The sequence below is a fragment of the Streptomyces sp. NPDC048290 genome (assembly GCF_040652095.1).
Taxonomy (GTDB): domain Bacteria; phylum Actinomycetota; class Actinomycetes; order Streptomycetales; family Streptomycetaceae; genus Streptomyces.
Window position 1 is genome coordinate 1 of the sequence record NZ_JBEZLM010000049.1, and the last position, 24,687, is coordinate 24,687.

Annotated in this window: 23 protein-coding genes and 6 pseudogenes; 17 read left to right on the plus strand and 12 right to left on the minus strand. The window is 68.4% G+C overall.

Going from position 1 to position 24,687, the window contains the following annotated elements:
- Positions 1–146, minus strand: a 146-nt coding sequence (locus AB0D49_RS40965) for a transposase (RefSeq protein ID WP_362761802.1), incomplete at its 3' end; no start/stop codon positions are given.
- Positions 147–482: 336 nt separating this feature from the next.
- Here AB0D49_RS40965 and AB0D49_RS40970 point away from each other — a divergent pair.
- The gene (locus AB0D49_RS40970; RefSeq protein WP_362769120.1) at positions 483–1,550 is read left to right on the plus strand and encodes an IS110 family transposase; all 1,068 of its coding nucleotides are present in this window, start codon (positions 483–485) and stop codon (positions 1,548–1,550) included.
- A gap of 1,142 nt (positions 1,551–2,692) precedes the next feature.
- Here the strand turns inward: AB0D49_RS40970 and AB0D49_RS40975 are convergent.
- Positions 2,693–3,280 carry a TetR family transcriptional regulator gene (locus tag AB0D49_RS40975; protein WP_362769122.1) on the minus strand — a complete coding sequence of 196 codons (588 nt, stop codon included), beginning with the start codon at positions 3,278–3,280 and terminating at the stop codon, positions 2,693–2,695.
- 92 nt (positions 3,281–3,372) lie between these two features.
- The gene (locus AB0D49_RS40980; RefSeq protein WP_362769124.1) at positions 3,373–4,884 is read right to left on the minus strand and encodes an MFS transporter; all 1,512 of its coding nucleotides are present in this window, start codon (positions 4,882–4,884) and stop codon (positions 3,373–3,375) included.
- Positions 4,885–5,232: 348 nt separating this feature from the next.
- Between AB0D49_RS40980 and AB0D49_RS40985 the strand changes: the two genes are divergently transcribed.
- From AB0D49_RS40985 to AB0D49_RS40995, 3 genes are all read left to right on the plus strand, one after another.
- Entirely contained in the window at positions 5,233–6,048 is an 816-nt protein-coding gene (locus AB0D49_RS40985; protein ID WP_362769126.1) for a hypothetical protein, read from the plus strand.
- 111 nt (positions 6,049–6,159) lie between these two features.
- Positions 6,160–6,690 carry a carboxymuconolactone decarboxylase family protein gene (locus tag AB0D49_RS40990; protein WP_362769129.1) on the plus strand — a complete coding sequence of 177 codons (531 nt, stop codon included), beginning with the start codon at positions 6,160–6,162 and terminating at the stop codon, positions 6,688–6,690.
- An 83-nt stretch (positions 6,691–6,773) separates the two neighbouring features.
- Positions 6,774–8,135, plus strand: coding sequence for an MFS transporter (locus AB0D49_RS40995; protein ID WP_362769132.1), 1,362 nt, complete (start codon positions 6,774–6,776; stop codon positions 8,133–8,135).
- Here the strand turns inward: AB0D49_RS40995 and AB0D49_RS41000 are convergent.
- Entirely contained in the window at positions 8,053–8,517 is a 465-nt protein-coding gene (locus tag AB0D49_RS41000) for a winged helix-turn-helix domain-containing protein (RefSeq protein WP_362769134.1), read from the minus strand. The genes AB0D49_RS40995 and AB0D49_RS41000 overlap by 83 nt on opposite strands.
- A 319-nt stretch (positions 8,518–8,836) precedes the next feature.
- Between AB0D49_RS41000 and AB0D49_RS41005 the strand changes: the two genes are divergently transcribed.
- Complete coding sequence (locus tag AB0D49_RS41005; protein WP_362769136.1) at positions 8,837–9,781, plus strand: nitronate monooxygenase; 945 nt, start codon at positions 8,837–8,839, stop codon at positions 9,779–9,781.
- Positions 9,782–10,041: 260 nt separating this feature from the next.
- Here AB0D49_RS41005 and AB0D49_RS41010 read toward each other — a convergent pair whose 3' ends face one another.
- Positions 10,042–10,332 carry a hypothetical protein gene (locus AB0D49_RS41010; protein ID WP_362769139.1) on the minus strand — a complete coding sequence of 97 codons (291 nt, stop codon included), beginning with the start codon at positions 10,330–10,332 and terminating at the stop codon, positions 10,042–10,044.
- A gap of 1,034 nt (positions 10,333–11,366) precedes the next feature.
- Positions 11,367–11,768: a hypothetical protein gene (locus AB0D49_RS41015; protein ID WP_362769141.1), complete on the minus strand. Its 402-nt coding sequence runs from the start codon at positions 11,766–11,768 to the stop codon at positions 11,367–11,369.
- 324 nt (positions 11,769–12,092) lie between these two features.
- On the opposite strand from AB0D49_RS41015, the gene AB0D49_RS41020 reads away from it, so the two are divergent.
- Positions 12,093–12,539, plus strand: a complete 447-nt coding sequence (locus AB0D49_RS41020) for a hypothetical protein (protein ID WP_362769144.1) — start codon at positions 12,093–12,095, stop codon at positions 12,537–12,539.
- A gap of 107 nt (positions 12,540–12,646) precedes the next feature.
- On the opposite strand, the gene AB0D49_RS41025 is transcribed toward AB0D49_RS41020, so the two are convergent.
- The gene (locus AB0D49_RS41025) at positions 12,647–12,892 is read right to left on the minus strand and encodes a hypothetical protein (protein WP_362769147.1); all 246 of its coding nucleotides are present in this window, start codon (positions 12,890–12,892) and stop codon (positions 12,647–12,649) included.
- A gap of 372 nt (positions 12,893–13,264) precedes the next feature.
- Between AB0D49_RS41025 and AB0D49_RS41030 the strand changes: the two genes are divergently transcribed.
- Positions 13,265–13,717 (plus strand): DUF5959 family protein, encoded by a 453-nt coding sequence (locus AB0D49_RS41030; RefSeq protein ID WP_362769150.1) that lies wholly within the window; start codon positions 13,265–13,267, stop codon positions 13,715–13,717.
- Positions 13,718–14,038: 321 nt separating this feature from the next.
- A pseudogene (locus AB0D49_RS41035) lies at positions 14,039–14,508 on the plus strand (ATP-binding protein); the annotation flags it as partial.
- Between the two features lie 52 nt (positions 14,509–14,560).
- On the opposite strand, the gene AB0D49_RS41040 reads toward AB0D49_RS41035, so the two are convergent.
- Positions 14,561–15,088 (minus strand): DinB family protein, encoded by a 528-nt coding sequence (locus AB0D49_RS41040; protein WP_362769153.1) that lies wholly within the window; start codon positions 15,086–15,088, stop codon positions 14,561–14,563.
- A 523-nt stretch (positions 15,089–15,611) separates the two neighbouring features.
- On the minus strand, positions 15,612–15,941 hold the full coding sequence (locus AB0D49_RS41045) for a hypothetical protein (RefSeq protein ID WP_362769156.1): 330 nt from the start codon (positions 15,939–15,941) through the stop codon (positions 15,612–15,614).
- A 161-nt stretch (positions 15,942–16,102) separates the two neighbouring features.
- Here AB0D49_RS41045 and AB0D49_RS41050 point away from each other — a divergent pair.
- Positions 16,103–16,533: pseudogene (locus AB0D49_RS41050) on the plus strand (transposase); the annotation flags it as partial.
- A 28-nt stretch (positions 16,534–16,561) separates the two neighbouring features.
- On the opposite strand, the pseudogene AB0D49_RS41055 reads toward AB0D49_RS41050, so the two are convergent.
- A pseudogene (locus tag AB0D49_RS41055) lies at positions 16,562–17,781 on the minus strand (IS3 family transposase).
- A 393-nt stretch (positions 17,782–18,174) separates the two neighbouring features.
- Here AB0D49_RS41055 and AB0D49_RS41060 point away from each other — a divergent pair.
- On the plus strand, positions 18,175–18,807 hold the full coding sequence (locus AB0D49_RS41060) for a hypothetical protein (RefSeq protein WP_362769158.1): 633 nt from the start codon (positions 18,175–18,177) through the stop codon (positions 18,805–18,807).
- Here AB0D49_RS41060 and AB0D49_RS41065 read toward each other — a convergent pair.
- Complete coding sequence (locus tag AB0D49_RS41065) at positions 18,774–19,175, minus strand: helix-turn-helix domain-containing protein (RefSeq protein ID WP_362769169.1); 402 nt, start codon at positions 19,173–19,175, stop codon at positions 18,774–18,776. The two genes, AB0D49_RS41060 and AB0D49_RS41065, sit on opposite strands and share 34 nt — an antisense overlap.
- 126 nt (positions 19,176–19,301) lie before the next feature.
- Between AB0D49_RS41065 and AB0D49_RS41070 the strand changes: the two genes are divergently transcribed.
- The 6 genes and pseudogenes from AB0D49_RS41070 (at position 19,302) to AB0D49_RS41095 (ending at position 22,793) form a co-directional block, all read left to right on the plus strand.
- Positions 19,302–19,925 (plus strand): hypothetical protein, encoded by a 624-nt coding sequence (locus AB0D49_RS41070; protein ID WP_362769161.1) that lies wholly within the window; start codon positions 19,302–19,304, stop codon positions 19,923–19,925.
- Between the two features lie 43 nt (positions 19,926–19,968).
- Positions 19,969–20,092, plus strand: a pseudogene (locus AB0D49_RS41075) (IS5/IS1182 family transposase); the annotation flags it as partial.
- 252 nt (positions 20,093–20,344) lie between these two features.
- Positions 20,345–21,052 (plus strand): hypothetical protein, encoded by a 708-nt coding sequence (locus AB0D49_RS41080; RefSeq protein ID WP_362769175.1) that lies wholly within the window; start codon positions 20,345–20,347, stop codon positions 21,050–21,052.
- A gap of 44 nt (positions 21,053–21,096) precedes the next feature.
- Positions 21,097–21,357, plus strand: a pseudogene (locus tag AB0D49_RS41085) (winged helix-turn-helix domain-containing protein); the annotation flags it as partial.
- A complete protein-coding gene (locus AB0D49_RS41090) occupies positions 21,243–21,851 on the plus strand; it encodes a transposase (protein ID WP_362769172.1) in 609 nt (202 codons plus the stop codon). The pseudogene AB0D49_RS41085 and the gene AB0D49_RS41090, both read left to right, overlap by 115 nt.
- Positions 21,852–22,445: 594 nt before the next feature.
- The gene (locus AB0D49_RS41095) at positions 22,446–22,793 is read left to right on the plus strand and encodes a hypothetical protein (protein WP_362769164.1); all 348 of its coding nucleotides are present in this window, start codon (positions 22,446–22,448) and stop codon (positions 22,791–22,793) included.
- Between the two features lie 211 nt (positions 22,794–23,004).
- On the opposite strand, the pseudogene AB0D49_RS41100 reads toward AB0D49_RS41095, so the two are convergent.
- Positions 23,005–23,430: pseudogene (locus AB0D49_RS41100) on the minus strand (IS30 family transposase); the annotation flags it as partial.
- A 110-nt stretch (positions 23,431–23,540) separates the two neighbouring features.
- Between AB0D49_RS41100 and AB0D49_RS41105 the strand changes: the two are divergent.
- Positions 23,541–23,963, plus strand: a complete 423-nt coding sequence (locus AB0D49_RS41105; RefSeq protein ID WP_362769166.1) for a hypothetical protein — start codon at positions 23,541–23,543, stop codon at positions 23,961–23,963.
- Positions 23,964–24,687: the final 724 nt, after the last annotated feature.

Below are 24,687 nucleotides of genomic sequence, written 5' to 3' on the forward strand. Positions count from 1 at the left end.
TCCTTATGGATGCCCAGGTCCTTCGCGACATGGGCGACCGGACGACCGGAGGTCTGGACTTCGCGGACGGCTCGCTCACGCAGCTCGTCAGGGTACTTCCGTGGTGCAGGCATCGGACCTGTTCTCCCATCTGCCGAGGCGATCATGCCTGGCTTCAGGGCCGCTACAAAATCCGGTTCAGCTCAGGCCGGCTCCTGACGTGATCAGCACGGTGCAGGCAGCGGGCGCGGTGTTACTGAAAGAACTGGACAGTGATGATTGCTGTGGCTCCGCCCGAGGGTCTGACTCAAGAACTGACTGGCGTTTCGACTGTCCGTGATTGGAAGCGTCGGCCTGCTGGGCGGAGCCACCGTGCGCGTGGCCGGTCGGGCATCTGTGACTTCATAGGAGCCCGGCCAAAGGTCCCATCACTGTCTCGTCCATCTGCCCGACCGGCGCGTGCCATCCCTCACGCGTCGTACAGAAGGACAGCAGGCTCCAGCATGGCAGCAGACGAGATAACGGTCATCGGTGGCATCGACACCCACACCGATGCCCACCAGGCCGCAGTGATCGACACGATCGGCCGGCACCTGGCCACCGAGTCGTTTGAGACCACCCCCGACGGCTACCAGCGGCTGCTGGAGTGGCTACGGTCCCACGGCGAACTCCTCGCCGTCGGTCTGGAAGGCACCGGCACCTACGGGGCCGAAATCGCTCGCCTCCTGACCGCGAACGGCGTCACCATCGTCGAGGTCGACCGGCCCGACCGCAAAGCCAGGCGGGACAACGGCAAGTCCGATCCAGTCGACGCCTACGCGGCCGCGACCGCCGTACTGTCCGGCCGCGCCACCGGGACACCGAAGGCCCGCAACGGGATCGTGGAGGCCATCCGCACTCTGCGAGTGGCCCGCGGCTCGGCGGTCAAGGCTCGCACTCAGACCATCAACCAGATCCGCACCCTGATCGTTACTGCACCCGCCGCGATGCGCGAGAAGCTGCGTGGCCTGGCCACCGGCGAGCTGATCGACACCCTGGCCCGGTCCCGTCCGGCCGGTGATCTCGCCGATCCGGCTTGCGCGGCCAGGGTCACGCTACGGCGGCTCGCCCGTCGTTATCAGCTGCTCTGCGAGGAGATCACGGACGCGGACAAGGAGATCGGCCCGCTGGTCACCCAGGCCGCCCCACGGCTCGTCGCGCTTCCCGGCATCGGCCCGGAGACCGCGGGCCAACTGCTGACCAGTGCGGGCGACAACCCCGACCGCCTGAAGTCGGAAGCGTCCTTCGCTCACCTCTGCGGAGCCGCCCCAGTCCCGGCCTCCTCGGGCCGCACAAACCGGCACCGCCTCAACCGCGGCGGCGACCGCCAGGCCAACAAAGCCCTCCACACCATCGTCCTGGTCCGGATGCGCTACGACCAACGAACACGGGAGTACGTCGCCCGGCGCACCGCCGAAGGCATGACCAGGAAGGACATCATCCGCTGCCTGAAACGGTTCGTAGCCCGCGAGGTCTACCGACACCTACCCCGTCCCCGCATCACCACTGAACAGGTCAAGCAAGCCGCTTGACGATCTATAGGAGCTTCCAGTACGAAAGCAGCGACGGCCAGCCGCTGGCGTTCGACTCCGAGGCGGAGGACCGTCTGGTGCGGCTGTGCCACGTCGCCTCGAGCTTCGAAGCGATCTTCCGCCACGTGGGATGGATACGCGGCAACAGCCTGGGCTCCAGCCTGCCAGGCGCAACGCTGGATGAAATCGTCGATGTTGTACCGCCCTACATCGTCGATGACATCCGCCAGCAGATGAGGTTGGCCGCACATCCCGGCCCCTTCGACAGCCTACGGCAACTGCCCGCCGCGCAGCGCGTCTGCGGGCCCGTCTTCGACGGCAGCCTCCATGTAGGAGGAGCCGACGCCGACTTCATCCTCCGCGACCGATCCGCGAGGAGGAGGACGCCGCTTCCCGCCCCGCCGTCGCATGCCACGGCGGCGACGGGTCCGGCCCGGTGGCAGCGACCGCTCCCCCGCATGATCCGCCGCCGCCCCGGCCGACGCATCGGGTCCGGCCCCACCGCCTTCCCGACCCTCCAGAGCCTCACTGTCCCCGGCCTCCTTGCCGACACCGTCGCCGGCGTCCAGGGCTCCGCCACCGAGGCCCTGGACGCCGGCGACGGCCACGCAGCCCCCTCGTCGAACACTCCCCGGCGCACCCCATTCCCACCCCGCAGACCCAGCGTGCTCTCCAGAGCCAGCGGCCGGGCCTTCCGGCACGACACCCCCACAACGGCGCCGCTTCGTGCCGATGCCGCGGACCCGCGGCGTCACATACGGGGCGATGCGGCCGGCTGCCGGGCGACAAGACGGCCGTCGAGACGGCCGTTCTGGAGCGTTGCCGCCCTCAGCCCGCGAGGACGAGGTCCGCGGACGGCGCCGCCGCCCGTCCCGCCGGCGCTACGGCGAAGCGGACGGGCACGGACGAGGAAGAGCCGTCCATCTGCCCCCTGCGGAGACAGCGGCGACATCACCGTAAAAGCGGACGCCGGTCGGCGGACGGCGGTCGGGAGGCGGGGGCGCCGCGGCGCCCCGCGGAGCGGCCGATCCGGGTGCACGCCGCGGCTCGTGCACGTCCGCGTCGGGCCGCCGGGGCCATCCGGCCAGGCCACCGCTCACACCGTGGTGAGATCCGGCAGAAGCCGTGGCGGGGGCCGGCGGTCAGGAAGCGGGCGGGCGGTCCCGGCCTGCCGGCGGCTCCAGCAGCTGGCGCAGCATCGGGCCGGAGAGCCGCAGGACGTCCTCCAGGTCCGCTTCGGCGAGATAGGGCATCCTCAGCATCTCCCGCTGCACCGCGATCCCGAACAGCGCCGCCGAGACCAGGGCCGCCCGCAGGTGGGCGTCCGGGCCGTCCATGGCCTCGGCCAGCGGGTCCACCGCGCCCGTGGTGGCCTTCTCGCGCAGGAGCTGTGCGGCTTCCTCGTTGGTCATCGCGGCGCGCAGCAGGGCGAACATCGGGTCGTGCCGTGGCCCGGCGAAGTCCGCGAGCATGGTGCGGAGGTACTCCGCGCCCTGCTGGTCGGAGACCTCCACCTCGGACACGTCGAACGCGGCCTGCCACCGCACCGCTTCGCGGAAGAGCTGCTGCTTGGTGCCGAAGTACTTGATGACCGAGGACTTGTCGGCTCCGGCGGCTGCCGCGATGCCCCGGACGGTGGCGCGTTCGTAGCCGTGCCGGGCGAATTCCCGGCGGGCCGCTTCCAGGATGCGGTCGCGGGTGCGCTCGCCCTTGCGGGTCTTCTCCGGCATGGCGGTGTTCCTCGTTCCTCGGGTGGCCGGGGTGGTGATCGTACGCGGACGGCCGGGCCGGGGGGTTCCCCGGGCCCGGCCGTCCGCGCATGTCAGCCCATGTGCACGGGGGCCGGCCGGCCGTCCGCAGTCGGCGTGGGGCGCTTGGCGTCGACGGCGAGGGCGGCCACGGCGAGCCCTGCGATCATCAGGATCCCCGAGCCCGCCAGGGCTGCGGTGTGGCCGTCGGTCAGTGCGCTCGCGGCACGTTCGAGGAGGCCGGTGTCCTTCGTGGCCAGCGCCTGGCGGTAGGCGCCGTCCGCGTCGGGCATCCTGGCGTCGGCCCTGGCCGTGGAGACCGTCGCCAGGACGGCCAGGCCGATCGCCCCGCCGATCTGCTGGGCGGTGTTGAGGAGCGCCGACGCGATGCCGGCGTCCTGGTGGCCGACGCCGGAGACCGCGCCGAGGGTCACCGGGAGGAAAGCGGTCCCCAGGCCGGCCGAGGCGAGGAACATGGCTGGCATCAGGTGGCCCCAGTAGGAGGAGTCCGGGGTCATCGTGGCGAACCACAGCATGCCCGCGGCGGCCAGCGCCAGGCCCGGAACCGTCAGGGTGCGCGGCGCGAACCTGGCCACCAGCTTCGAACCGGCGCTCGTGGCCATGCCCATGCCGAGGCTGAACGGAATGTAGGCCAGACCGGTCTCCAGCGCGTTGAAGCCGAGCACCTGCTGCATGTAGAGGGAGAGGAAGTAGAACATCGCGAACATGCCGGCGCCGATGAACAGCATCGTCACGTACGAGCCGGCCCGGTTCCGGTCGGCCAGCAGGCGCAGCGGCATCATCGGCGCCTCGGCCCTGCTCTGGAGGAACACGAAGGCGGCCAGGAGGACGGCGGCGGCGCCGAGGAGCGCCAGGGTGCCGCCGTTCGTCCAGCCGTGCTCACCACCCCGGGTGATGGCGTAGACAAGGGAGACGAGACCGGCGGTCCCGGTCGCCGCGCCGGGCACGTCGAGGCGCCCGCGCACCCGCCCGCTCTCGGCGAGGACCCTGGTGCCGAGCAGGACCGCGAGGCCGACCGGGACGTTCACGAAGAACACCCAGCGCCAGTCCAGGTACTCGGTGAGTACGCCGCCGAGCAGCAGCCCGGCGGTCGCCCCGATGCCGGACATGCCGGCGTACACCCCCATCGCCCTGTTCCGTGGCGCACCCTCGGGGAAGGTCGTGGCGATCAGTGACAGCGCGGTCGGGGCCGCCACGGCCGCCCCCACACCCTGGAGCACGCGTGCGGCGATCAGCAGTTCCTGGCCGGTCGCGAAGCCGCCGAGCAGCGACGCCAGGGTGAACAGGGCGATGCCGAGCCGGAACGTCCGGCGCCGCCCGAACAGGTCGCCGATACGGCCGCCGAGCAGCAGGAGGCCGCCGAAGGCCAGAACGTAGGAGTTGACGACCCAGGCGAGCCCGGAGGCCGGGATGTCCAGGTCCTCCTTGAGGCTCGGCAGGGCGATGTTGGTGATCGTGCCGTCGAGCACGACCATCAGCTGCGCCGAGGCGATGACGGTGAGGGCCAGCCCCAGGTGCCGGCCGGCTCCCGGGGACGGCGTGGTGGGTGACGACATGATGACCATCCAGAAAAGTGTACGAGCGTTGCTTTTTCTGGTTCCGGCAACCAGCCGCCTTCCCGTTTGATTCCCCCCGGGGGTATGTGAGCCGCATCACGCCGGCCCCATCCCCCTCCCCCGCGGGGGCCGGGTCCGCGCCGCGGGACCGCCCCGGCCCCGGCCGCCCCGCCCCTCCGACCCCGGCCGACCCGCCCCCTCCGGGCCCGGCCCCGCACCCGCGGGCGGACTCCGCGCGGGCGGCGCGCCGTGCAGGAAAATCCCCCGGGCCGGAATACCCCCCCGGGGTATATAGTTGTGGCGGATGTCCGGGACACGGACCACGTCACACGACGCATCACCCAAGGTGGAGACACGATGAACAGCACCTCCGGCCACCACACGACCGGCCACGGCGCCCACACCGGACACGGCGGAGGCCGCCCCGGCGGACTGTCCGTCTCCGAGAGCGGCTACACCCTCGAACTCGACACGACGGTCCTTCCCGCCGGAGCGCAGACACTCTCCTTCCGGATCACCGGTCCCGACGGCCTGCCGGTCACCGCGTACGAGACCGGGCACGAGAAGGAACTGCACCTCATCGCCGTCCGCCGCGACACCACCGGCTTCCAGCACGTCCACCCCGTACGCGACGGGAACGGCGTGTGGAGCGCCGGGCTGACCCTGACACCGGGCGACTGGCGGATCCTCGCCGACATCCGCCCGGCCGGACACGACGGGACCCTCACCCTGGGCGCCGACGCCGCGGTCGCCGGCCCGTACGACCCCCAGCCGCTCCCCGGGGACACCCGCACCGCGCATCCGGATGAGTACACCGTCACCCTCGACGGCGAACTGCTGCCCGGCGCGGCAGGCAACCTCACCCTCACCGTCAGCAGGGACGGCCGACCGGTCACCGACCTCCAGCCCTACCTGGGCGCCTACGGACACCTCGTGGCCCTGCGCGCGGGCGACCTCGGCTACCTCCACGTCCACCCGGAGGGCGGGCCCGGCGACGGCACCACCGAACCGGGACCGGAGATCACCTTCACAGCGGTCGCGCCGACGGGCGGCACATACCGCCTCTACCTCGACTTCCAGCACGACGACACCGTCCGGACCGCCGAGTTCACCCTGCGGACCACCCCGCCCGCCGCCCCCGCGCACAACAGCCACCACCACGGCCACCACTGACCGCGTGAACCCCATCGACCTGCCTGCGCGGCACAGGGCGCGGCCAGGAGGCCCACGGCCCGGCGTGCCCCGCCACCGCCCCCCGCACATACCCGCACCGGAAGGACCGTCATGCCCCGTCTCACCAGGCTCACGCCCGACACGGCGGTCGGTGCCTCGCGGGACCTCCTCGCCGAACTGGCCTCACGTCACGGCCGGCCCGGCGACATGGTCTCCACGATGGCCCACTCGCCCGCCGTCCTGGGCGGCTACCTCCAGCTCAGCCGCGCCATGAGACGCGCCAAGCTCGACCGCCGGATCAGCGAGCGGATCTCGATCGCCCTCCAGACCCGGCAGGGCTGCGGGCTCTGCCTCGACGCCCACATCAGCGCCGCCCAGGCCCTGGGAGTGGACCAGCAGGAGATCGACCGGGCCCGCGAGGGCACCTCGGCCGACCCCGCCACCGCGGCCATCATCACCCTCGCCCTCCAGCTGTACCGCGAGCCCACATCGATCACCGACGAACAGATCGGCGCACTGCGCGCGCACGGCCACAGCGACCGCGCGATCGCCGACGTCGCCGGCATCGTCGCACTCAACATCCTCACCGGCTCCTTCAACCTGCTCGCCGGCCTCACCCCGGGAGGCGACGGCGATGCCTAGACAGACACCCGCCTGTACCCGCCGGGCACGGCCGCCGCCCCGGGGCCGCGCCCCGCCGCATGGACACGAAAAGGAACCCCGCCATGCGCCTGTTCGCCATCCGCGACTACCGCCTCCTGTTCAGCGCCCAGGTCATCGCCCTGTTCGGCACCGGACTGGCCACCGTCGCCCTCGGACTGCTCGCCTACGACCTCGCCGGCCCCGACGCCGGCACGGTCCTCGGCACCGCCCTGACCATCAAGATGGTCATGTACGTCGTCATAGCCCCCCTCGCCGCCGCCCACGCCGACCGCTTCCCCAGACGAACCCTCCTCGTCCTCCTCGACGCCGCCCGCGCCGCAGTGGTCCTCGCCCTGCCCTTCGTCACCGACGTCTGGCACATCTACCTCCTCATCGGCCTGCTCCAGGCATCCTCGGCGGCGTTCACCCCGACCTTCCAGGCCGTCATCCCCGACATCGTCACCGACCCCGCCTCCTACACCCGCGCCCTGTCCGCCTCCCAGGTCGCCTACACCATGGAGAGCCTGCTCAGCCCCGTCCTCGCCGCACTCGCACTCACCTTCATGACCTTCGACCGGCTCTTCCTGGGCACCTCCGCCGGATTCCTCCTCTCCGCCCTGCTCGTCCTGTCCACCCGCATCCCCGACGCCCGCCCCACCGGCCACACCAGAGCACGCGACAACGCGGCCGCCGGCATCAGGACCTTCCTCACCACACCACGCCTGCGCGGCGTCATGGCACTCAACCTCGTCGTCGCCGCGGCCGGATCCATCGTCGTCGTCAACACCGTCAACCACGTCCGCGACGGACTCGGCGGCTCCCAGTCGGACGTCGCCCGGATGCTCGCCGCCTCCGGCACCGGAACCCTCCTCGCCGCCCTCGCACTCCCCCGCATCCTCGACCGCATCCCCGCCCGCACCGTCATGACGGCCGGCGCCGCAGTCCTCACCGCCGCCACCACCGCCGCCGCCACCCTCACCGCCACCGGCACAGCCACCTGGACCGCCACAGCCATCGTCTGGACCGTCATCGGCACCGGCACCGCACTCGTCATCACCCCCACCGGCAACGTACTGCGCGCCTCCGTCCCACCCGACACACTCCCCACAGCATTCGCCGCCCAGTTCTCCCTCTCCCACCTGGCCTGGCTGATCACCTACCCCATCGCGGGCTGGCTCGGCACGAACACCGGCCTCACCCCCACCTGGACCCTCCTCGCCGTCCTCGCCGCGACGGGCACCACCGGAGCCCTCCTCCTGTGGCCCCGCCACGACCCACCACACACCACAACCGACCACCACCACGACCAACGACAGACCACGACCGGCCCACCCACCCCACCCCAACACCACACAGACAGCATCACCCTGGACACAGCAGCCCAGAAAACAGCGGCCCACGACAGAGCCGCCCAGGACAGGGCGGCGCTGGACAAGGCCGCGTGAAACACACCCGCGACCGCATCCCACATACCCGACCCGGCCGGACACACAAGAAACCCCGTGCCCGCCGTCCCGCTCCACACGGACGGCGGGCACAGCCAGCCAACACCCCCGCACAAGACACACCCCCCCGGTACACCAGCCACCAGACCCCCGCCGCCGAACAGGCAATGCCGAAGGTCCGGGCGATCACCTCCCTGATCCGCACCACGGTCCACCGCTGGCCCTCCCAGCCGTGGCCCGCCGGCCCGAGCACCGGTTCCCGCTCCAGCACGGTGAACTGGGCATCCGGGAGTCCGGACAACTCGGCCGGCCCTTTGGACGCGAGTACCCCGATGCCCCCCTTCCCGCCACGCTCACCGCCACCTTTCCACCGACCCCTCACCGACCCACAGATCCCGCGCTGTCACCGCTGTCCTGTACCGCGGGCAGACCGCTCGCCGGCCTCCCGCCGGACCTCTTCCCTGAACCGCTGCCCCCCGGCAGTCAACCCACCAACCTGCACGTATCGCATGACTCCGGCGTACCGCAGTGGTAATGGCCAGTTCGGATTCCCCGCTGGCGGCCAGTTGATGGGGAACCATCTGGCCGCGGTTGTCACAACACGTATGCGCCGTGCGGGTCGGCAGTTCGATGTGGTGCACGTCGAGGCGCGTTCCCCGATCCCTTCCCCGCCCGTCGAGGCAGCAGAGATCATGAGAGTCATGGCATTGACGACGGAGTTGACGAAGCTGTTGGGCGTCCGGCACCCGATCGTGCTGGCGCCGATGGGCGGTGCGGCCGGGGGTGCGTTGGCGGCGGCCGTCTCCCGAGCGGGCGGCCTCGGGCTGGTGGGCGGTGCGTACGGGGATCGCGAGTGGCTGGCACGGGAGCTGGCGATCGTGGCCAAGGGCACCGATCAGCCGTGGGGTGCTGGCTTTCTGACCTGGGCGGTCGATGTCGGCGCGGTGGAGCGAGCGTTGGAGTTCCAGCCCGCGGCGGTGATGCTCTCCTTCGGGGACCCGGGCCCGTTCGTCGGTCGAATCCGCGAGTCGGGCGCGGTTGTGATGGTTCAGGTCACCGATCTGGACGAGGCCAGGCGGGCCGTGGACCTGGGCGCCGACGTGATCGTGGCGCAGGGAACCGAGAGTGGTGGGCACGGCGCCCGCCGCGGGCGGTCCACCCTGCCGTTCGTGCCGCTTGTAGTGGACCTCGCGGCACCGGTACCCGTCCTGGCGGCCGGCGGGATCGCCGACGGCCGAGGCGTCGCTGCGGCACTGGCCCTGGGCGCCGCCGGAGCTCTCATCGGCACCCGCTTCCAGGCCACGACCGAGGCCTTGGTCGACCCCTCCGTCAGCAAGGCCATCATCGAAGGACGCGGACAGGACACCGAACGCAACAGCGTGCTGGACATCGCCCGCGGCGCACGTTGGCCGACCGAGAAGTACACGGCCCGCACACTCGCCACCCCTACCTCGACCGATGGCGCGGCCGGGAAGCAGAGCTGGCCCGCGACCTGCCGGCCCGCCAGGCCTACCAGGACGACGTGTCACGAGGGGCGATTCCTCCAATGCCGGTCCGGGCGGGCGAGGCAGTCGACCTCGTCACGGATCTACCGTCCGCAGCCGGCCTCGTCACCACCTTGGCCGCCCAAGCCGAGGACGCACTGACCCAAGCCGGGAGACGCCAGCCGGAGAACCGACCACGGGCCCACAGCTGACGTCCAGCCGACAGCAGTCACCCACCGTTACATCCGTAACTGGCCGTACGTGAGGAATCCCCCGGTGGCCGCTGTCACCGCAGGGATCAAGACCCGTCACCACCCGACATCAAGCCGAAGAGTTCAGCAGTGCCTCGGACAGGGCAACGACCCTATCCCCGCGGGATGGCCGCAAACACCCGGGCGGCGCACACGGTTGCACGAGCATCCTCAGCGCTCACGGATCCTTGACCACCACCAGCCGCCCACCGTGAACGCGTTCACCGGACCGGGGTTCGGCAGAGTGCGACGCTCGAACTCATCGTCGATACGCGCCACCAGCCGGCCGAGATCGCGCCGGGCACCGCGAGGGAGGTGAAGCAGGACCTCTTCCAGATCATCGCGGGCATACTCCACCTCAAGTCCCGGCTGCCAGACCTGCGGCGCGTTCAGATAACGGCCGGGTTGCCTGAACGCCCACTCGAAACGGGCGAGCGCGTCAGCAACCGCGCCAGGACACATCCGCTCATCCTCGACCCGGCGGACAGCTGCACGAGTCCTCGCGGAAACGCCCCGGATCCGCCGAACCACAACGTGCCTGCGAGGCCGCCACCGCTCAGCACGGACGGCCCTCGGGCGCCTACGCGGCATCGCCCTTTCTGATCAACATGCCGACACCCTGCCACAAACGGGGGCGGCTCCGCACGCACGAACGAGCCCCGAGCCCGAGAAGGTGCCCCTGCTCTCACCAGCATTCATGCACTCCTCGGTCACGTCGCGATGCCGAAACCCAACGACAAGCAATCCGGCTCCAGATCTAAGCAGCCAGGCGTCGGCGTCGGCTCAGGAACTCGCAGAACCCACAGATGCCAACGTTGGACACCCTGGTCCCGATCAACGGGTTGCGCGAGTGCTGATCACCCACGTCAGGGAAACGGCGGCCGACTCCGGCGCAGCACAGTGAGGACAGCCGCCTTGCAGGCTGCGGACCTCCACGCCACCGGGGCTGCTGTCCGCAGATCAGCGTCTTGGGTGACGGGGGGGGTGGGGTCTGGTCCATCACCCGGATGCCGGCTCACCGCTTCCCGGCCAGGCGGTCCGGGTCCGGCCGTCCAGATCGCCGTCATGGACGGGTGGCAGCGACCGGGATTCCGCGGGACCAGAGCTGCCCGGCACCCATGTCAACCTCGAGCAGCCGAATACGGGGCCATCCGGCAGTCCGGGCGACAGAGTCCCCACATGAGTTGACCTACTGAGCAGCGGTCAGACACCGCAGCGGACGGCGCGGCGCCCCAGGTGAGCCGGGGCACCCGCATGGGCACGCACGTCACCACATCACCGGACATCACGCAATGACCCATCAAGAACCGGTCCGGCTGGTGTCCTTCCACTCCAGACCGGCGCGACCGACCGCGCCGTCGTCGCGGCGCCACAAGCGTCGGCGCGCTGGTACGTCACGCTGCCGCATACAACGGCTGCTGCCCGCCCCTCACACGGGAAGATGCTGTCCGCTCAGTAGCTCTCTGTCTCGTCGATCAGCCCAACCGTGTGGGACCTCACGTCATGGTGGTCCCCCGCGACCGCCCAGTCGTCCACACATAGCCCGCAAGCCCCAGCGAGCCACGCACCATCGCGTCAGCCCACAACTGCATGAACACACCGGCATCCTCCACACGCAGGGCCACCAGCAGGACCGAGGCGGTGAGAACTCCCGCGACCGCCAGGGCCGCAGCGTAGGTAATCAGCCCACCACGGTTACGGCCCAGTCTCGTGCCCACAAGCCCGGAAGGGACCTGCACGAGCACATGAAAGCCCACGCAGTAGAACAACACCCAAGCGACGACCGCGAACGGCGCGTCTGCCGAGGGGTCGCCGGCCGGCGCCGCGCCGTAGGCGTCGAGAGCCCAGACCGGAGGGATCAGATACGTGAGCAGCAAGATCGCACCGCTCAGATGCATGGCACCGAGGTGACGTACGCCCTGACGGAGACCGCCCCGTGACGAGCCGCCCGGCCCGAGCCGACCGACCGCGCCCGTGCCTGTGTTCATGTGCCCCCCTGGCCCCTGGCAGTGTCCTTGCGCCTGGGCGGCACAGTACAGCCACCAGCCAGGCTGCTGCGAAGGTGATCCGGCCGGAATCCGGGCCGGTGCGCGCAGGGCAGCGCGAGCAGGCACGCCTCGGCGCACGCAGCACTGTCCCAGTCGGGCTTCACGGGCCCGCAGTCGTCTGGCAGGCCTCGCCGAGAGACCGGCTCAGGTGAACCGGTCTGTCAAGCTGCTTCTGTGTTCGAATATCCTCTCTGGCTTGCCGCATTCCCGGAAGCCCTGCCTGAAGCCGAAGCCCGCAGTTACTGGAACCTGAGGGAACTCCCCGCTCCGGGTCTCGACGCAGCACTGAATCAGGCGGACTACACCTATGCCGGCTCCTGGCAGGACGAGCATCTGGGGGAAATGCCGCAGTCCGGCCGCTGCCCCGCTGTCCGGATCTTCGACTGGCTGTTCTATCGAGGAACCATCGACTGCTACCAAGCACCGATTCTGGATGCTCGGCTGCGGGATGAACTGATCGGGCTCTACCAGCCCCGGCCGGATGATCTCCCTGCGGAGTCCACCGATACCGATGAGACCGCCACGTTCCTGACGGCACACCTCGGCTGGAACCTGCTGCCCGTGGAAGCACCACCACCAACCACAGCACGGTCTTGGGGCGACCACGGGCAGTGTGGTTGACGAGCATGACGGCTGAGCTGACACCTCTACCGCCCAGTCCCCCGTGGAAGCCAGGCCGATCGGGAACCCTGTCGCACTGAGGCTGTCGGGCTCTGCCCTCGTACCTGTCACGCAAGCAGGGCTCGGACTGCTTCGCGCTGCTCCGGCAGGCGGGCCTTTCTGAGCCAGCGGTACTTGTTGCCGACGTTTCCCCAGCTCTCCCAGCGCTTGACCTCGCAGCGATGATACGGGTGCTCACCGGCCATCAGCTCCGGCAACACCCAGGACGGACTGAACAGTGCCAGCAGGGTGTCGAGAAGGGGCTCGAAGGCAACTTCCCGCCCCTCGCGATCCGGAATCATCCCAAGAGCCATGCCCGATCCCCCCTTTGGCGGCGGACTCCTGCTGCCGCCCGCCGACAGCCCCAGAGTAGCCCCGCTGCCCGCAACGGGACCCGGAGCCCCCGTTCAGCCCGGCTGCCGCAGGCCGTCGGCCGGCGCGTTCGGCTTGTGCTCCCGTGCGGGCGAGGGAAAGTGCTCGAAGGCCGGCTGGGACAACGGCGCCCACTCGCAAGAACAGTCCGGCATCAGAACGAACACTCGGCCCTGCCACCGGCCCGGAAGCGACTGGCCCCCTCTCGAGCCCACCGATCCCCGTCGGGTAGGAACAAGGTTGTGTCGGAGGATCTGGTTGACGAGCATGGTCCCTGATATGTAGTCGGTGGTCGGAGCAGTAGAGGAAGAGCAGTGGAATTGATCAGCCTCTCGGACGGTGACAACAGCTTCCAGGTGCACGTGTTGGGGCGCAGGTCACCGGGCCTGCTGCATCTTCACGATCGGCTCGACGCGGAGGTACTCGTCACGAGCAGCTTCGTCACCGGCCGCCTGGCCATGTCCCTGATCCCCTCAGACCTGGAGGACTGGTCCCGGGCGCTGGACAGCCTTGCAGCCGGCCAGGAAATCTGCTGGAAGGACAACGATCACAGCCCCGAGATCAGAATCCAGCCGCACGACGAAGACCACGGGTCTGCAGTTGTCCGCGTAGAGGATCTGGGAGCCTCATCTGCCTCCGTCTCCCTCCCCATCAAACTTGACGACGGATGGATCGACCAGCAGCGTCGACTCCTTGAACTGGTGCGCCATCAGTGGCCGAGCGAAGTCCTGGAAATCTCAGCAGGCGCCTATCAGTGGCGACGGTGAACTGCTGGCGGTCGGCACCGACTGCAGAGGGTGGCGCAGGTTGAAACCGTGCCGGACCGCAGCCCGCTCGCACCGCACGTCAAAGCCCACCTGACACCTCGGCTGCGGAGATACTCACGCAGCAGGCCACGGTGATCGAGATCCGTCGGATAGCCGACGGACAGCGAGCATGAGCCGCGGGAAGGGAAGCCGAAGCCGCCGGCACTCCCCCGGTGCAGAACAGGCCGCCCGGCGCCATCAGCATCGGCAGGCGCGACCACCAGGCCCGCCCCCAGCGACGCCGGCACAGCCGGGGCAGGCACACGCAGGGTCTGTTCCGTGATCAGGAAGAGCGAACCGCTCTGCCTGATCGGTGACTCCGGCAGCGGCACGTCCCACCTGCTCTTACCCCTTAGCACCGATGCCGCCATGCAGGGCTTCAGGGTCCGCTACATGCTGGCGACCAAGCCCGTCAACGAGTTCGTCGAGGCCGCCGACGAGAAGCAGTTGTCCAAGGCGATCACCCGCTATGGCCTTGTCGATCTTTTATGTAGCGACGAACTCGGCTTCACGGCCCTCGACCGCCGTGGCGTCAAGCTGCTGTTCCAGGTGCTCACCGAACGCGAGGAGAAGAACACCGCCGCCAAGGCCTCCAGCGAGTCGTTTCCGGGTGGACGAAGACGTTCACCGACCCGCGGCTCCGCGCGGCGATCGCCGACCCGCTCACCTTCAACGGCGCCACCATCCAGACCGGCAAGGAGCCCTGCCGCCTCGCCCGCACCAAGGCCCTGGCCGAGCAGAACTCCGCCGGCCGAGATCCGGAGCCGGTTGCTTGCGCGGTACCTGCGACCCCGCAAGCCTGTCTCAGGCGCCGGTGACTCCGTCGATCTGCTCGCGGATGAGATCGGCATGACCGTTGTGACGCGCGTATTCCTCGATCATGTGCACCATAATCCAGCGCAGGGAGACCCCCTGATCACCGACGAATCCCGCTTCCTGTTCAGACAGGCGGCCGGAGTCGTCCAGCGACGCTTCCGCGATCAGCTCACGGCCTCGGACGACCTCGGCCTGCCAGACAGCCATCGCCTCGTCGAGCCCTCGGTCCGGCTGCAGTGCATAGCCGTCCACATTGTTCCCCCCGAAGACTGGCGGCACATCTTCACCTGCGAATACACGCTGGAACCAGTTGCGCTCCACCTCAGCCAGATGCTGAACGAGACCGAGCAGCGTCACCGACGAGGGTGACACGGCAGCAAGCCGTAATTGATCATCTTTGAGGCCCGAACACTTCAGGGCAAGAGTCGCACGGTGAAAGTCCAGCCATGCCTCCAGCATGGCGCGCTCCTCAGCATGCGCGGGTGGGACAGGCCGTCCATCCGGTGTCGTATTCATCAGCCCACCATGGCAGCAACAGCCGCGGCCCACGACCACCTTCGCTGGCGACGAACACGAACCTCGCCCCCTCCCACCGCAAGCCAATGACATCGACACTCGGTTCTGGCACCGCGAGCGGCATCAGAAGCACCGTTCGTCGTACTGTCAACGCCCACGATCGACCGCCATAGCACCACGGCGCCAGCCTCTCTCGGCCGTCTCTCAACCTCACTACCCCCAACTGATACTCCAGCTGTAGATCGGGGTCTTGGTCGTTGCGTTGGTCGCTTCGGCTGACCTGCCAGTCGCTCATGGATGCCTGGCAGAGTCGCCACCGGGGTGTAGGTGCACGGCAGTGCCGCAGTTTCAGCACTCTGGGCAGTACGGACCAGCGGGCGCCTTCGGAAAGTCCGAACGTCCGTCCAGCCACCCGCAGAGTCGCTCGGCCAGTGTGAAGTCTTCGGGGAACAGAGCGTGTCCGTGTTCAGGGCATCGGGCGTTGGGATCCCAACCCCACATGCGGCCTTCTGGCGTGCTGTAGTCAACGAGGGACCAGATCGCACAGCCCCACGTCAACAGCGGTACAACCGACGGCGGGTAGCTGGGGCGTCCCCGCCAGCCCAAGTACTCCTCCAGCAACCGATCGCTGTCGCTGAAGCTGTAGGTCGTATCCGTGAGGGACAAAGCCTCCCCCCCCCCAGCGGCCGAACCCACCGTCGGCGACTTCGAGATAGATCCGCCTGAGGAGCGGCGGCATCGGATGCCCCACCACGGCCTCAAGCTCGGCCACAGCCTCGGGTGACGCAGGCGGCGGCAACTCACCAGCCGCATCCTGCTCCCGGAGCCTATAGATGATCTCGTCGTCGGTCATGCCGACATTCGTAGCAGTTGCCACCGACATTACCCGGGCTACCCGAGGCCACTGATTGCGGCCATCGTTGATCATCGAAGGCTGTGTGCACTGACGATGAGACAGTGGCCGCGGGCCACAGCATAGATCCCGCTCCCTGGACGGAAGCCTCCGACGGTCTGATGGGGCGCTTGGCGGGCCGGTTCGCGCGAGTCGAACCGCGGCGACGGACGGCACGACTGGTGCTCAGACTCCTGTCAGATCTTCCGCGCAAGAACTGCTGGACGATCGCTGAGTGGGCCGGAGAGGCCAGCCCCTACGGCATGCAGCACACGCTGGGCCGTGCCTCCTGGGACGCGGACGCCGTCCGGGACGACATTCGCGACTACGTCGTGGAAAACCTCCACCACGACGAGGCGGCCCTCGTGGTTGACGAGACCGGCGACCTGAAGAAGGGGACTTCCACGGTAGGGGTCCAGCCCCAGTACACCGGCACCGCGGGGCGGATCGAAAACCGCAGGTCGCCGTCTACCTTGTCTACGCGGGCCGCCGCGGGCACGCAGCGGTGGACCGCGAGTTGTATGTCCCGCGTTCGTGGACATGCGACCCTGAGGTGTCCCCCGGAGTGTGGACACAGGGGTTTATGCTGCGAGTGTGAGTTTACGTCCGCGCTGGTGCTGCTGTTCGAACTCGGCCGGCGAGACGTAGTTGAGGGCGCTGTGGCGCCGTCTGGCGTTGTAGTAGGTGAGCCACTGGAAGATCTCCAGTCTCGCCTGGCGCACCGTCGAGAACAGCCTCTGGTGCATCGTCTCTCTCTTGAGCCCCTGCCAGAACGACTCGGCGAGGGCGTTGTCGTAGCTCGAGCCGACACGGCCCATGCTCCTGCGGATCCCGAAACCGTCACAGACCTGCGCGAACGCGGCCGACGTGTATGGCGAACCCCTGTCCGCGTGGAAGATCACTCCGGTGGCGTTGCCGCCGCGGGTCGCGACCGCCATCGTCAGGGCGTCGATGACCAGTTCGGCGCGCATGTGAGTGGCCATCGAGTAGCCGAGTACCCGGCGCGAGCAGATGTCGATGACGCAGGCGAGATACAGTCACGTCCCGCCGACCTGCACGTATGTGATGTCGCCGCACCACTTCTCGTCCGGGCGGGTGGCGGTGAACTGGCGCTGGACCAGGTCCGGGGCGGGCGGTGTGAGCCGGTCCGGGACGGTGGTGCGCTTGCGGCGCCGCAGGTGCCGGCCCTCGATGCCGTTGAGGCGCATCAACCGCTCGTCTCGCTAGCGGTTGACGGTGTGCCCGAAGCCCCGCAGTTCGGCGTGGACGCGGCGGACCCCGCAGGTTCCCTTGTACGCGGTATGTATCTCGCGGATCTCCGCAACAAGCCCGTCCCCGGCGGCCTGCCGCTCTTCGCGCACCTTCACGTCGGCGAGCCACCGGTAGTACCCGGAGCACGAGACCTCAAGGACTCGGCATATCCGCTGAACGCCAAAGGCCGTGGCGTGGACGGAGACGAAGTCCCAGCGGCGGGTCCTCACTTCATCTCCCTGGCGAAACAGGCCGCCGCCCGGCGCAGGATCTCCCGCTCGAGCTCCCACTCCTCCTCCGCCTTGCGCAGCCGACCGTTCTCGGCTCCCAGCCGGGCCAGTTCCTCGTCCCGGCCCTCCACGTTCTGCCCACCGTGGCTGTGACCGCGACCAGCGTGCCCGTCGGCCTGGCACACCCAGCTCCGCAGCGTCTCGCCAGTCACCCCGACGTCCGCCGCGACCGCCGCATACGCGCGCTTCCCGCCCGCCGCGCGGTACAGCGCGACGGCATCGTTCCTGAATTCCGCCGGATACGGAGACTTCCGTCCCACCAGGACACCCTTCCTCAGATCTGCAAGATCCATTGTCAGTGTGTCCACACCACCGGGGTCGCCTCAGGTACGGCCGTCGACCGTGACGAGACACGGCCCGCCTCTCGAACCCGAGAGTCAGACCGTAAATGTCCCGTCTCAGTTGATCTTTGTCGGTGGCATGGCGCTTGAACTGGGCTGATGCAACCAGATGTGAGGCCAGACAGCCTGACTGGTCCCAGATCCGGTTGTCGCTCAGGCGGGTTTGCCGCCGAGTGTCTCGGGTTCGGTTGCCGCTGGTCTGTGTCTGCGCGGATGCTGGTCGTCGTCTCGGTCAGCCTGGTCCGCCACAAGGCAACGCTGTCGGAGCCTCGGGCTAAGGTGAGCGGCCGCCGCACTCAAGGAGTCTGAATCATGGCTGTTCATCCCGATGTAGAGGCTTTGCTGCGGATTGCTCCCCCAGAGCACCGGGGCGAGGAGCGTATCGACTGGGCGGCGGCGGAAGCTGCGTTGGGCACGAGGTTGCCGAGCGACTACACGTCGTTCATGGACACGTATGGTGTGGGCGACATCGGGGAGTTGGTGATTCTCCCGCCGCTGCCCGTTGACGTCCCCAATCTGAGCGACTGCCACATCGGAAGCATGAGCGAGGGGCTTCGCTGGGTGTGGGAGAAGGAGGGCGGCGTGCCGGGAGTATCCGCTGGCCCAGAGGACGTACTGCCGTGGGGGACGGGCTGCAACGCCAACGAGATGGCTTGGCTGACGACCGACGCAGACCCGGACAAATGGCCCGTCGTGACATGGCGTCGCCAGGTCTCCTATGGCGAGTCCCGGTGGGCGATCTTCGACTGCGGCATGGTCAAGTTCCTCACGCGCATGATGCTCGCGGAGTTCGACGAATGCCCGCTCGGCGACGCGTCACTCTGGGGACGTCCCGGAGCGTTCGTCAGCTGGCGCGAGCAGCGCCGCCGACTGGTCGCCGGACTGGACCCTTTGACCGGGGAGCCGGATCCCTATGCCGAAATGTTCCCGATCTTCGATGAGTGACTTCCGCCTGGTGACGGGAGCTCAAGGGGGCCAGGGCGACTGGGATGATCTTCGAGGTGGGCGAGGCTGAGTAGTCGATAGACCGTCGACCGGGCGACCTTGAACTTCTTTGACAGGGCGGGGACGCGGATGCCGTCGGCGTGCTGCCGGATGAGGTCCCGGATCTGGTGGTCGTTGAGCTTGGGAGGACGGCCGCCGATGCGGCCTCGGACTCGGGCGGATGCGAGGCCGTCGTTGGTGTTCGCGGCGACGAACTGCGCGTTGAGGTCGGCGAGGGTGGCGAGCATGCCGAAGAGGTCACGGCCGTCGAGGCTTTCGCTGTCGATCTGTTGCTCGACGACGTGGAGGCGGACGCCGCAGTTGCGGATGCCGGTGCCACCGAATGGGACTCCGGGCCGACCTCACCTGGTCCCTGAGGGCTGTCCCGCAACTGGACGGCGCCCGTTGCCGATCCTGGATCGGATCGTGTCAGTGGCTGGTGACAGGATCGAGGGGTGCTGATCAAGGGATACGACGTCGGCCCGTTGGTGCCGGGCGAGTCACTGCTGGGCCGCCCGGGCTTCTGGTCGAACTACCTCCTGGCGATGTGCAGCGACGGAGGGTGTGCCGAGCGCCCGGTTCCGGAGTGGTTCGGTGAGGATGGCGCCGACGTCGATGCCCTGTCCGAGGTTCTCTTCGACCCTGAGCACTGGCCGGTGTTCAGGGTGCCGGCAGAAGGCGGCCCTGGAGCCGTGGTGATCTACCGGAATCTAGATGGCGATTACGGCACCGACTACCTCCTCACCCATCCAGGCAGAAGCTACGCCGAGCCGATTGCCAGCTGGGACGGAGACTTCTCGGGCGGTGGGCTGACATGGCACGAACTGATCCGGATCGCTGACAGCCCGTCGCTTGCGGACGAAGGCGTCCAGGACACAGCCACCCGCCTCCTGCTACTGCTTCCCCTCCTCACGGACCCGGACGTGCCGGAAACAGCATCGGCAGGGCTTGTCGCTGCCCTGAGCACAACTGGCGCGCCTCAAGACACTGCGTCCACCGCGGCGGAGCATCTGCTGGCTCACCTCACAAGGAGACCCTGGCAGGATCCCGCGTGGACGTCTCCGCTGAGCGGCAGCTGACAGGTGGGCCGAGCCGCCGGTCACCCCATGAAACGATCTTGGTATGCCTGGTGTGATCACGGCGTCGGAATCCTCCTGGACAGCCCCGTTCTCCGGGCTGAGCCTCTCGCCCCTTCGGGAGACTGGTGACCGTGCTGCGTTGTGAAGGCGCGGATGTGGTCCGCAAGCGCGGGAAGCACGCGGTGAGGACGCCGACGTGCACGAGCTGCCGGCGAAGGGCCGCCGGCAGCCTGCCAGGAAGACGGCGAAGAAGGCCGCCGCGAAGAAGGCATCCCCGGGGAAGACGTCCGGCCGCAGGCCGCGCACCGCGTAGGCCTGTACAGTCCGACCGGCATGGCTTCGCCATAGTGGGCGGCGCCGGCTCCCTCAGCTGGGCAATGGCATTGACCGGCGTGGGGCGGGACAGAGATCGTAAGCGGATGACGGACAGCACCTGGCTCAACAAGGATCACCAGCTCGTCCCCGGCGAGGAGCTCTTCCGCAGCGGGCGCGGGTTCCACCTCCTGGCCTACTCGGCGAGTCACGGCCAGCTCCTGATGCGGAGCATCGGCCGACCCGGCACGCCGGGCGAACCCGGGACAACGATCGACGTGCTGTTCAAACCCGCCGTCGTGGTGAAGATCCGTGACGACTACCGCGGCCTGGCGATCAGGTGCGCGACCGCTGCCGAGAGCGAGCAGGTCAAGGCCGGGTACGCCAGCGTGTCCTTCGACCGGGAGGATCGTGTCTTCGTCCTGGAAAGCCGGGGCGAGTCGGACTACGTGGTCGCCATGGCCGTCGGCTGGACGGAAGGAGTCCTGGGCCGCACGCAGCAGAGCTTCTTCAACGACTTCCACCCCGCCGCACCGATATGGCCCAGCCGGCCCCTCTCCGGTGTCGACGCCGGCCTCGGCGTCGCCTCGGCGCAGGAACTCGTCGACGCACTGAGGAGTGACGGGAACACCGCGATCCGCCGGGAACGCCACCGTCGGGTCTACGTCGTCATGACGCGGGTGATCCGCAAAGACGGGCCTGTCGTCTCCGGAGCGGGTGTTTTCGTTACCAGGGCCGATGCCGAGGAGGCACAGAGCGTCATCGCCGCGAAGTCAGTCGACTGCTGGATCGAGGAGCTCCCGATTGCACTCTGACGAGGATTCGCTCGGGCCCCTCGATGGTGCAGAGAGGGCTGGAGACGCTGATCGGCAGGAAGTTCCACGCCTCCTACAGCGTCTCCGGCGCGACGAGGCTGATGCACCGGCCCGGCTTCAGCCCGCAGGTTCCCGCTCGGCGGGTCGCCGAGCGCGACGACCAGGCCGTCACCGTCTGGAAGGAGGCGACCTGGGACGAGGTAGAAGAGCCCGGGCGGCCTGCGGGGGCTACGTCTGTTTCGAGGACGAGGCAGGCTTCACCCGCCGGCCGCCCAAAGGACGCACCTGGGGCCGACGCGGAGTGACTCCGCGGGTGACGGTGAGCGGAAGACGTTCGGGACGGCTCTCCGTGGCCGGGCTGATCGCCATGCGGCCCGGCTCCCGGACCCGGCTGCGCCACCGCCTGCGCACCCACCCCCCGGGCAAGGGCAACCGCCGCAGCATGAGGGAACGCGACTTCATCGCGCTGATCGACGGCACCCATCAGCTCGTCAAAGCGCCGATCGTGCTGGTATGGGACCGCTTGAACACCCATGTCTCCCACGCCATGCGTGAGCCGATCGCCGAACAGGCCTGGCTGACGGTGTTCCTGCTGCCCGCCTACCCGCCCGACCTCAACCCCGTCGACTGGGTATGGGCGCACGTCAAGCGCAGCCTGGCCAACCTCGCCGTGGTCGCCCTCGACCGGCTCGAGGCCCTCGTCCGCAACCGGCTCAAACGACTTCAGTACCGGCCCGACACCCTCGAAGGCTTCATAGCGGGCACCGGCCTGACCCTCGACGATCCAACATCACCCTGACCAGCTGAAGTCAGTAAGCGCCCGCAGCCCGGCGTGGTGGGCGGCATCCTGCGTGCGGCACGGCGGTACAGTCCGCGGTGGTGGGCGCGCCCGCCAGGCCCGTGGCGCGGATGCCCATGCCAACCATCACGTCAAGGCCGCAAGGACTGCCGGGAGTTGTCCCGGCGACGGTCTCAGACCCAGCGCGTACCGCCGTTCCGTGTCCTGTTCCGGTGGCAGCATGGGTGTCCGGGAAGTGATGTCGTCCATGGGCGAATTCTTTGGGCCGTGGCAACAAGAGCGGACGTAACCTCAACGAGGAAGTCGGCGTCAGGTGTCGATGAGCCTTGCTCGGCGTTCGATTACGAGGGCAGGCCATGTCCCCGGGCCGGTCACCGACGGTCTTGGCCCTGTATCTCCCGAAGCTACGCGAAGGGACGAGTAGCTCTCTGTAGTCAGAGAAGGACGACCGGGCCCCGGCCCGTCGACCGCCCGGCGCGGACCCGCTGCGGATGCGTTGCGCGTGAGCCGCCCGTAGGCTCGCAGCGCTGGGGGCACCGCGTGCGGAGACCGGCGCGAAACCGTGTGGACCGGACGAGGAATGGAGCGAGACCGATGGTGGATGACCAGGTCAGCCGCAATCTCAAGGGCATGGACGATCTCGATTTCACCGGATGGAACAGGGCCGACTGGGACGGTGTGTTTGCCCACCACCACACCGACGATGTCCTGGTCGACTGGAAGGGCCAGCCGCCCACCCGTGGTGTCCGGGAGCATATCGACGCCATGAAGGCCTATGTCGCATCGGCGGGTGGCACGCCGCCGCAGATCACCTCTCACCCCATTGCCTTCGGGTCGGGTGAGTGGACCTGCGTCATCGGCGAGTTCGAAGGCGGCGGGCGCATGGTCACCGTCGCGAAGTGGCGCGACGGTGCCATCGCCGAGGAGTACATCTGGGCATAGACACGGAGGCCGGACCCGCTACCGGGCACTCGCCAAACACGCCAAACGGGAGGCGTACCCCGAAGCCGCCGAGACCGCGCACGCCGACTTCGCCAACCTCCACTCCAGCGAAGTCCCCGGCCCCCGCCCCGCCAGCCCTCCCCAAGCGTCACTCTGATTACAGAGAGCTATTTGCCATTTCGTCGTTGCTTCGGGGGGAACAGGGTCGTCTTCAGGAAGCCAGGGCGGTGAGTCCGGTGAACACATCGAGTGGGGTTCTCCATCCGAGCACCTTGCGGGGTCGGTGTTGAGGTCCGCGGCGATGGTGGCGAGGTCGGCGGCGGAGTGGACCGACAGGTTCGTGGACTTCGGCATGTACTGGCGCAGGAGGCCGTTGACGCATCTCGTTCAGGCCGCGCCGCCACGGGCTCCCGCTGTCGCAGAAGTAGACCTGGGCTCCGGTCGCCTCCGCGATGTCCCGGTGGTGTGCCATCTCCACGCCCTGGTCCCAGGTCAGGGTCCTGCGGAGGTGAGGCGGGACTGTCAGAAGGGCTTGGGTCACGCCATCCCGCACCGCCTCAGCGGTGTTCCGGCCGGGGAGGTGGACCAGGAGGACGAAGCGGCTGGTGCGCTCGACCAGGGTGCCGTCGGCTCTCGAAGAGCGTTTTGTCCTGGCGGGGGTGTTTGATATCGCCAGACAGTTGGAGGAGCTCCGCAGGTGCAGTGGGTACGACGGTCGATGTCAGCGGCGGGTGCGAGGATCACGGGATGTCTCTGCCTCAGCCCGATGATCTGACCTCGCTGGTGCTGCGTACCGACTTCGGTGACGACGACGCCTCGGACGCGGTTCGAGCCGCGCTCGACGCAGCCGACGAGTACTGCCATGCCACGTATGTCAGCGAGCTTCGCTTCGCCGGCGTCGGGATCCGGGCATTGGTGGATGAAGAGGCTGCTGCGCATGAAGAAGCCAAGATCATCCACGTCTTCCTGGCCGACGCGGCCACGATGGAGGATCCGCTTCACTCGCTCCTGGCCGTGGACCTCTTCGACGAGCCCGGGCGGACGTTCAGGCTCCCTGCTCAGTGGTTCCCTGATGTCTCGGCCAACCTGAGCATCGCCAACATGGACTTTGCGGAGTTCGCCGACGCTGCTGACGAATCAGGGACCTTCCTCGGTTTCGACGAGGGCTGAGGCACCTCAAGTAGCGGCCAGACGCGCACCGTCAATGATCGGCCGGACAGCTCGCAGCTGAGCGGCTGCCTCCGCGCTGCTGCGGGGCCGGATCGCTGAGGTCACATATGAGTGCTGATCAGGACTGGTGATTGGAGAAATCGTGGCTTCGCTCGCACGGTTGAAAGGGCTCTTGAGGGTCCCCCCTGATGCCAACGGGCGTGACGGTTTCGAGGAGGCGGGGCATCACCTGGGAATCGAAATTCCGGAAGCCGTGGTCGAGGTGTGCTCACTCTACGGGGACCTGCTGATCTCGGACTTCATGTTCATTTTCGGAGCCAGGCTCATGGTTGAAAAGGGCCAGTGGATGAGTGATTGTGCGGGATGGTCATCCGGCCATCCCGAGGCCGGTACTCCCCGATCTTGGCGGGATGCTTCACTGGGGTCATTCCATAGAGGGGGACAAACTCTTCCTTGAGGACCGCGGAAACGGCAAGTGGACAGCCTCGGCTTTCCGTAGGAGCTGGGGCGACTGGTGTGAGTTCGATGAGTCGATCGACGGCTGGCTGGTAGGAGTCTTCGAGGGGCGTACGGCTACGGACTGGATGCCAGAATGGCCCGGCGGCCATTGGTTTGAAGGGACTCGCTAACTTGATCTTTAACCCGTGCGGCGTGGTCGTGGGGTGGTTGACTTCTTCGTTCGCTGCTTCGCTGACGGTGTTTTGCTGGGTGTGTGAACGTCGTG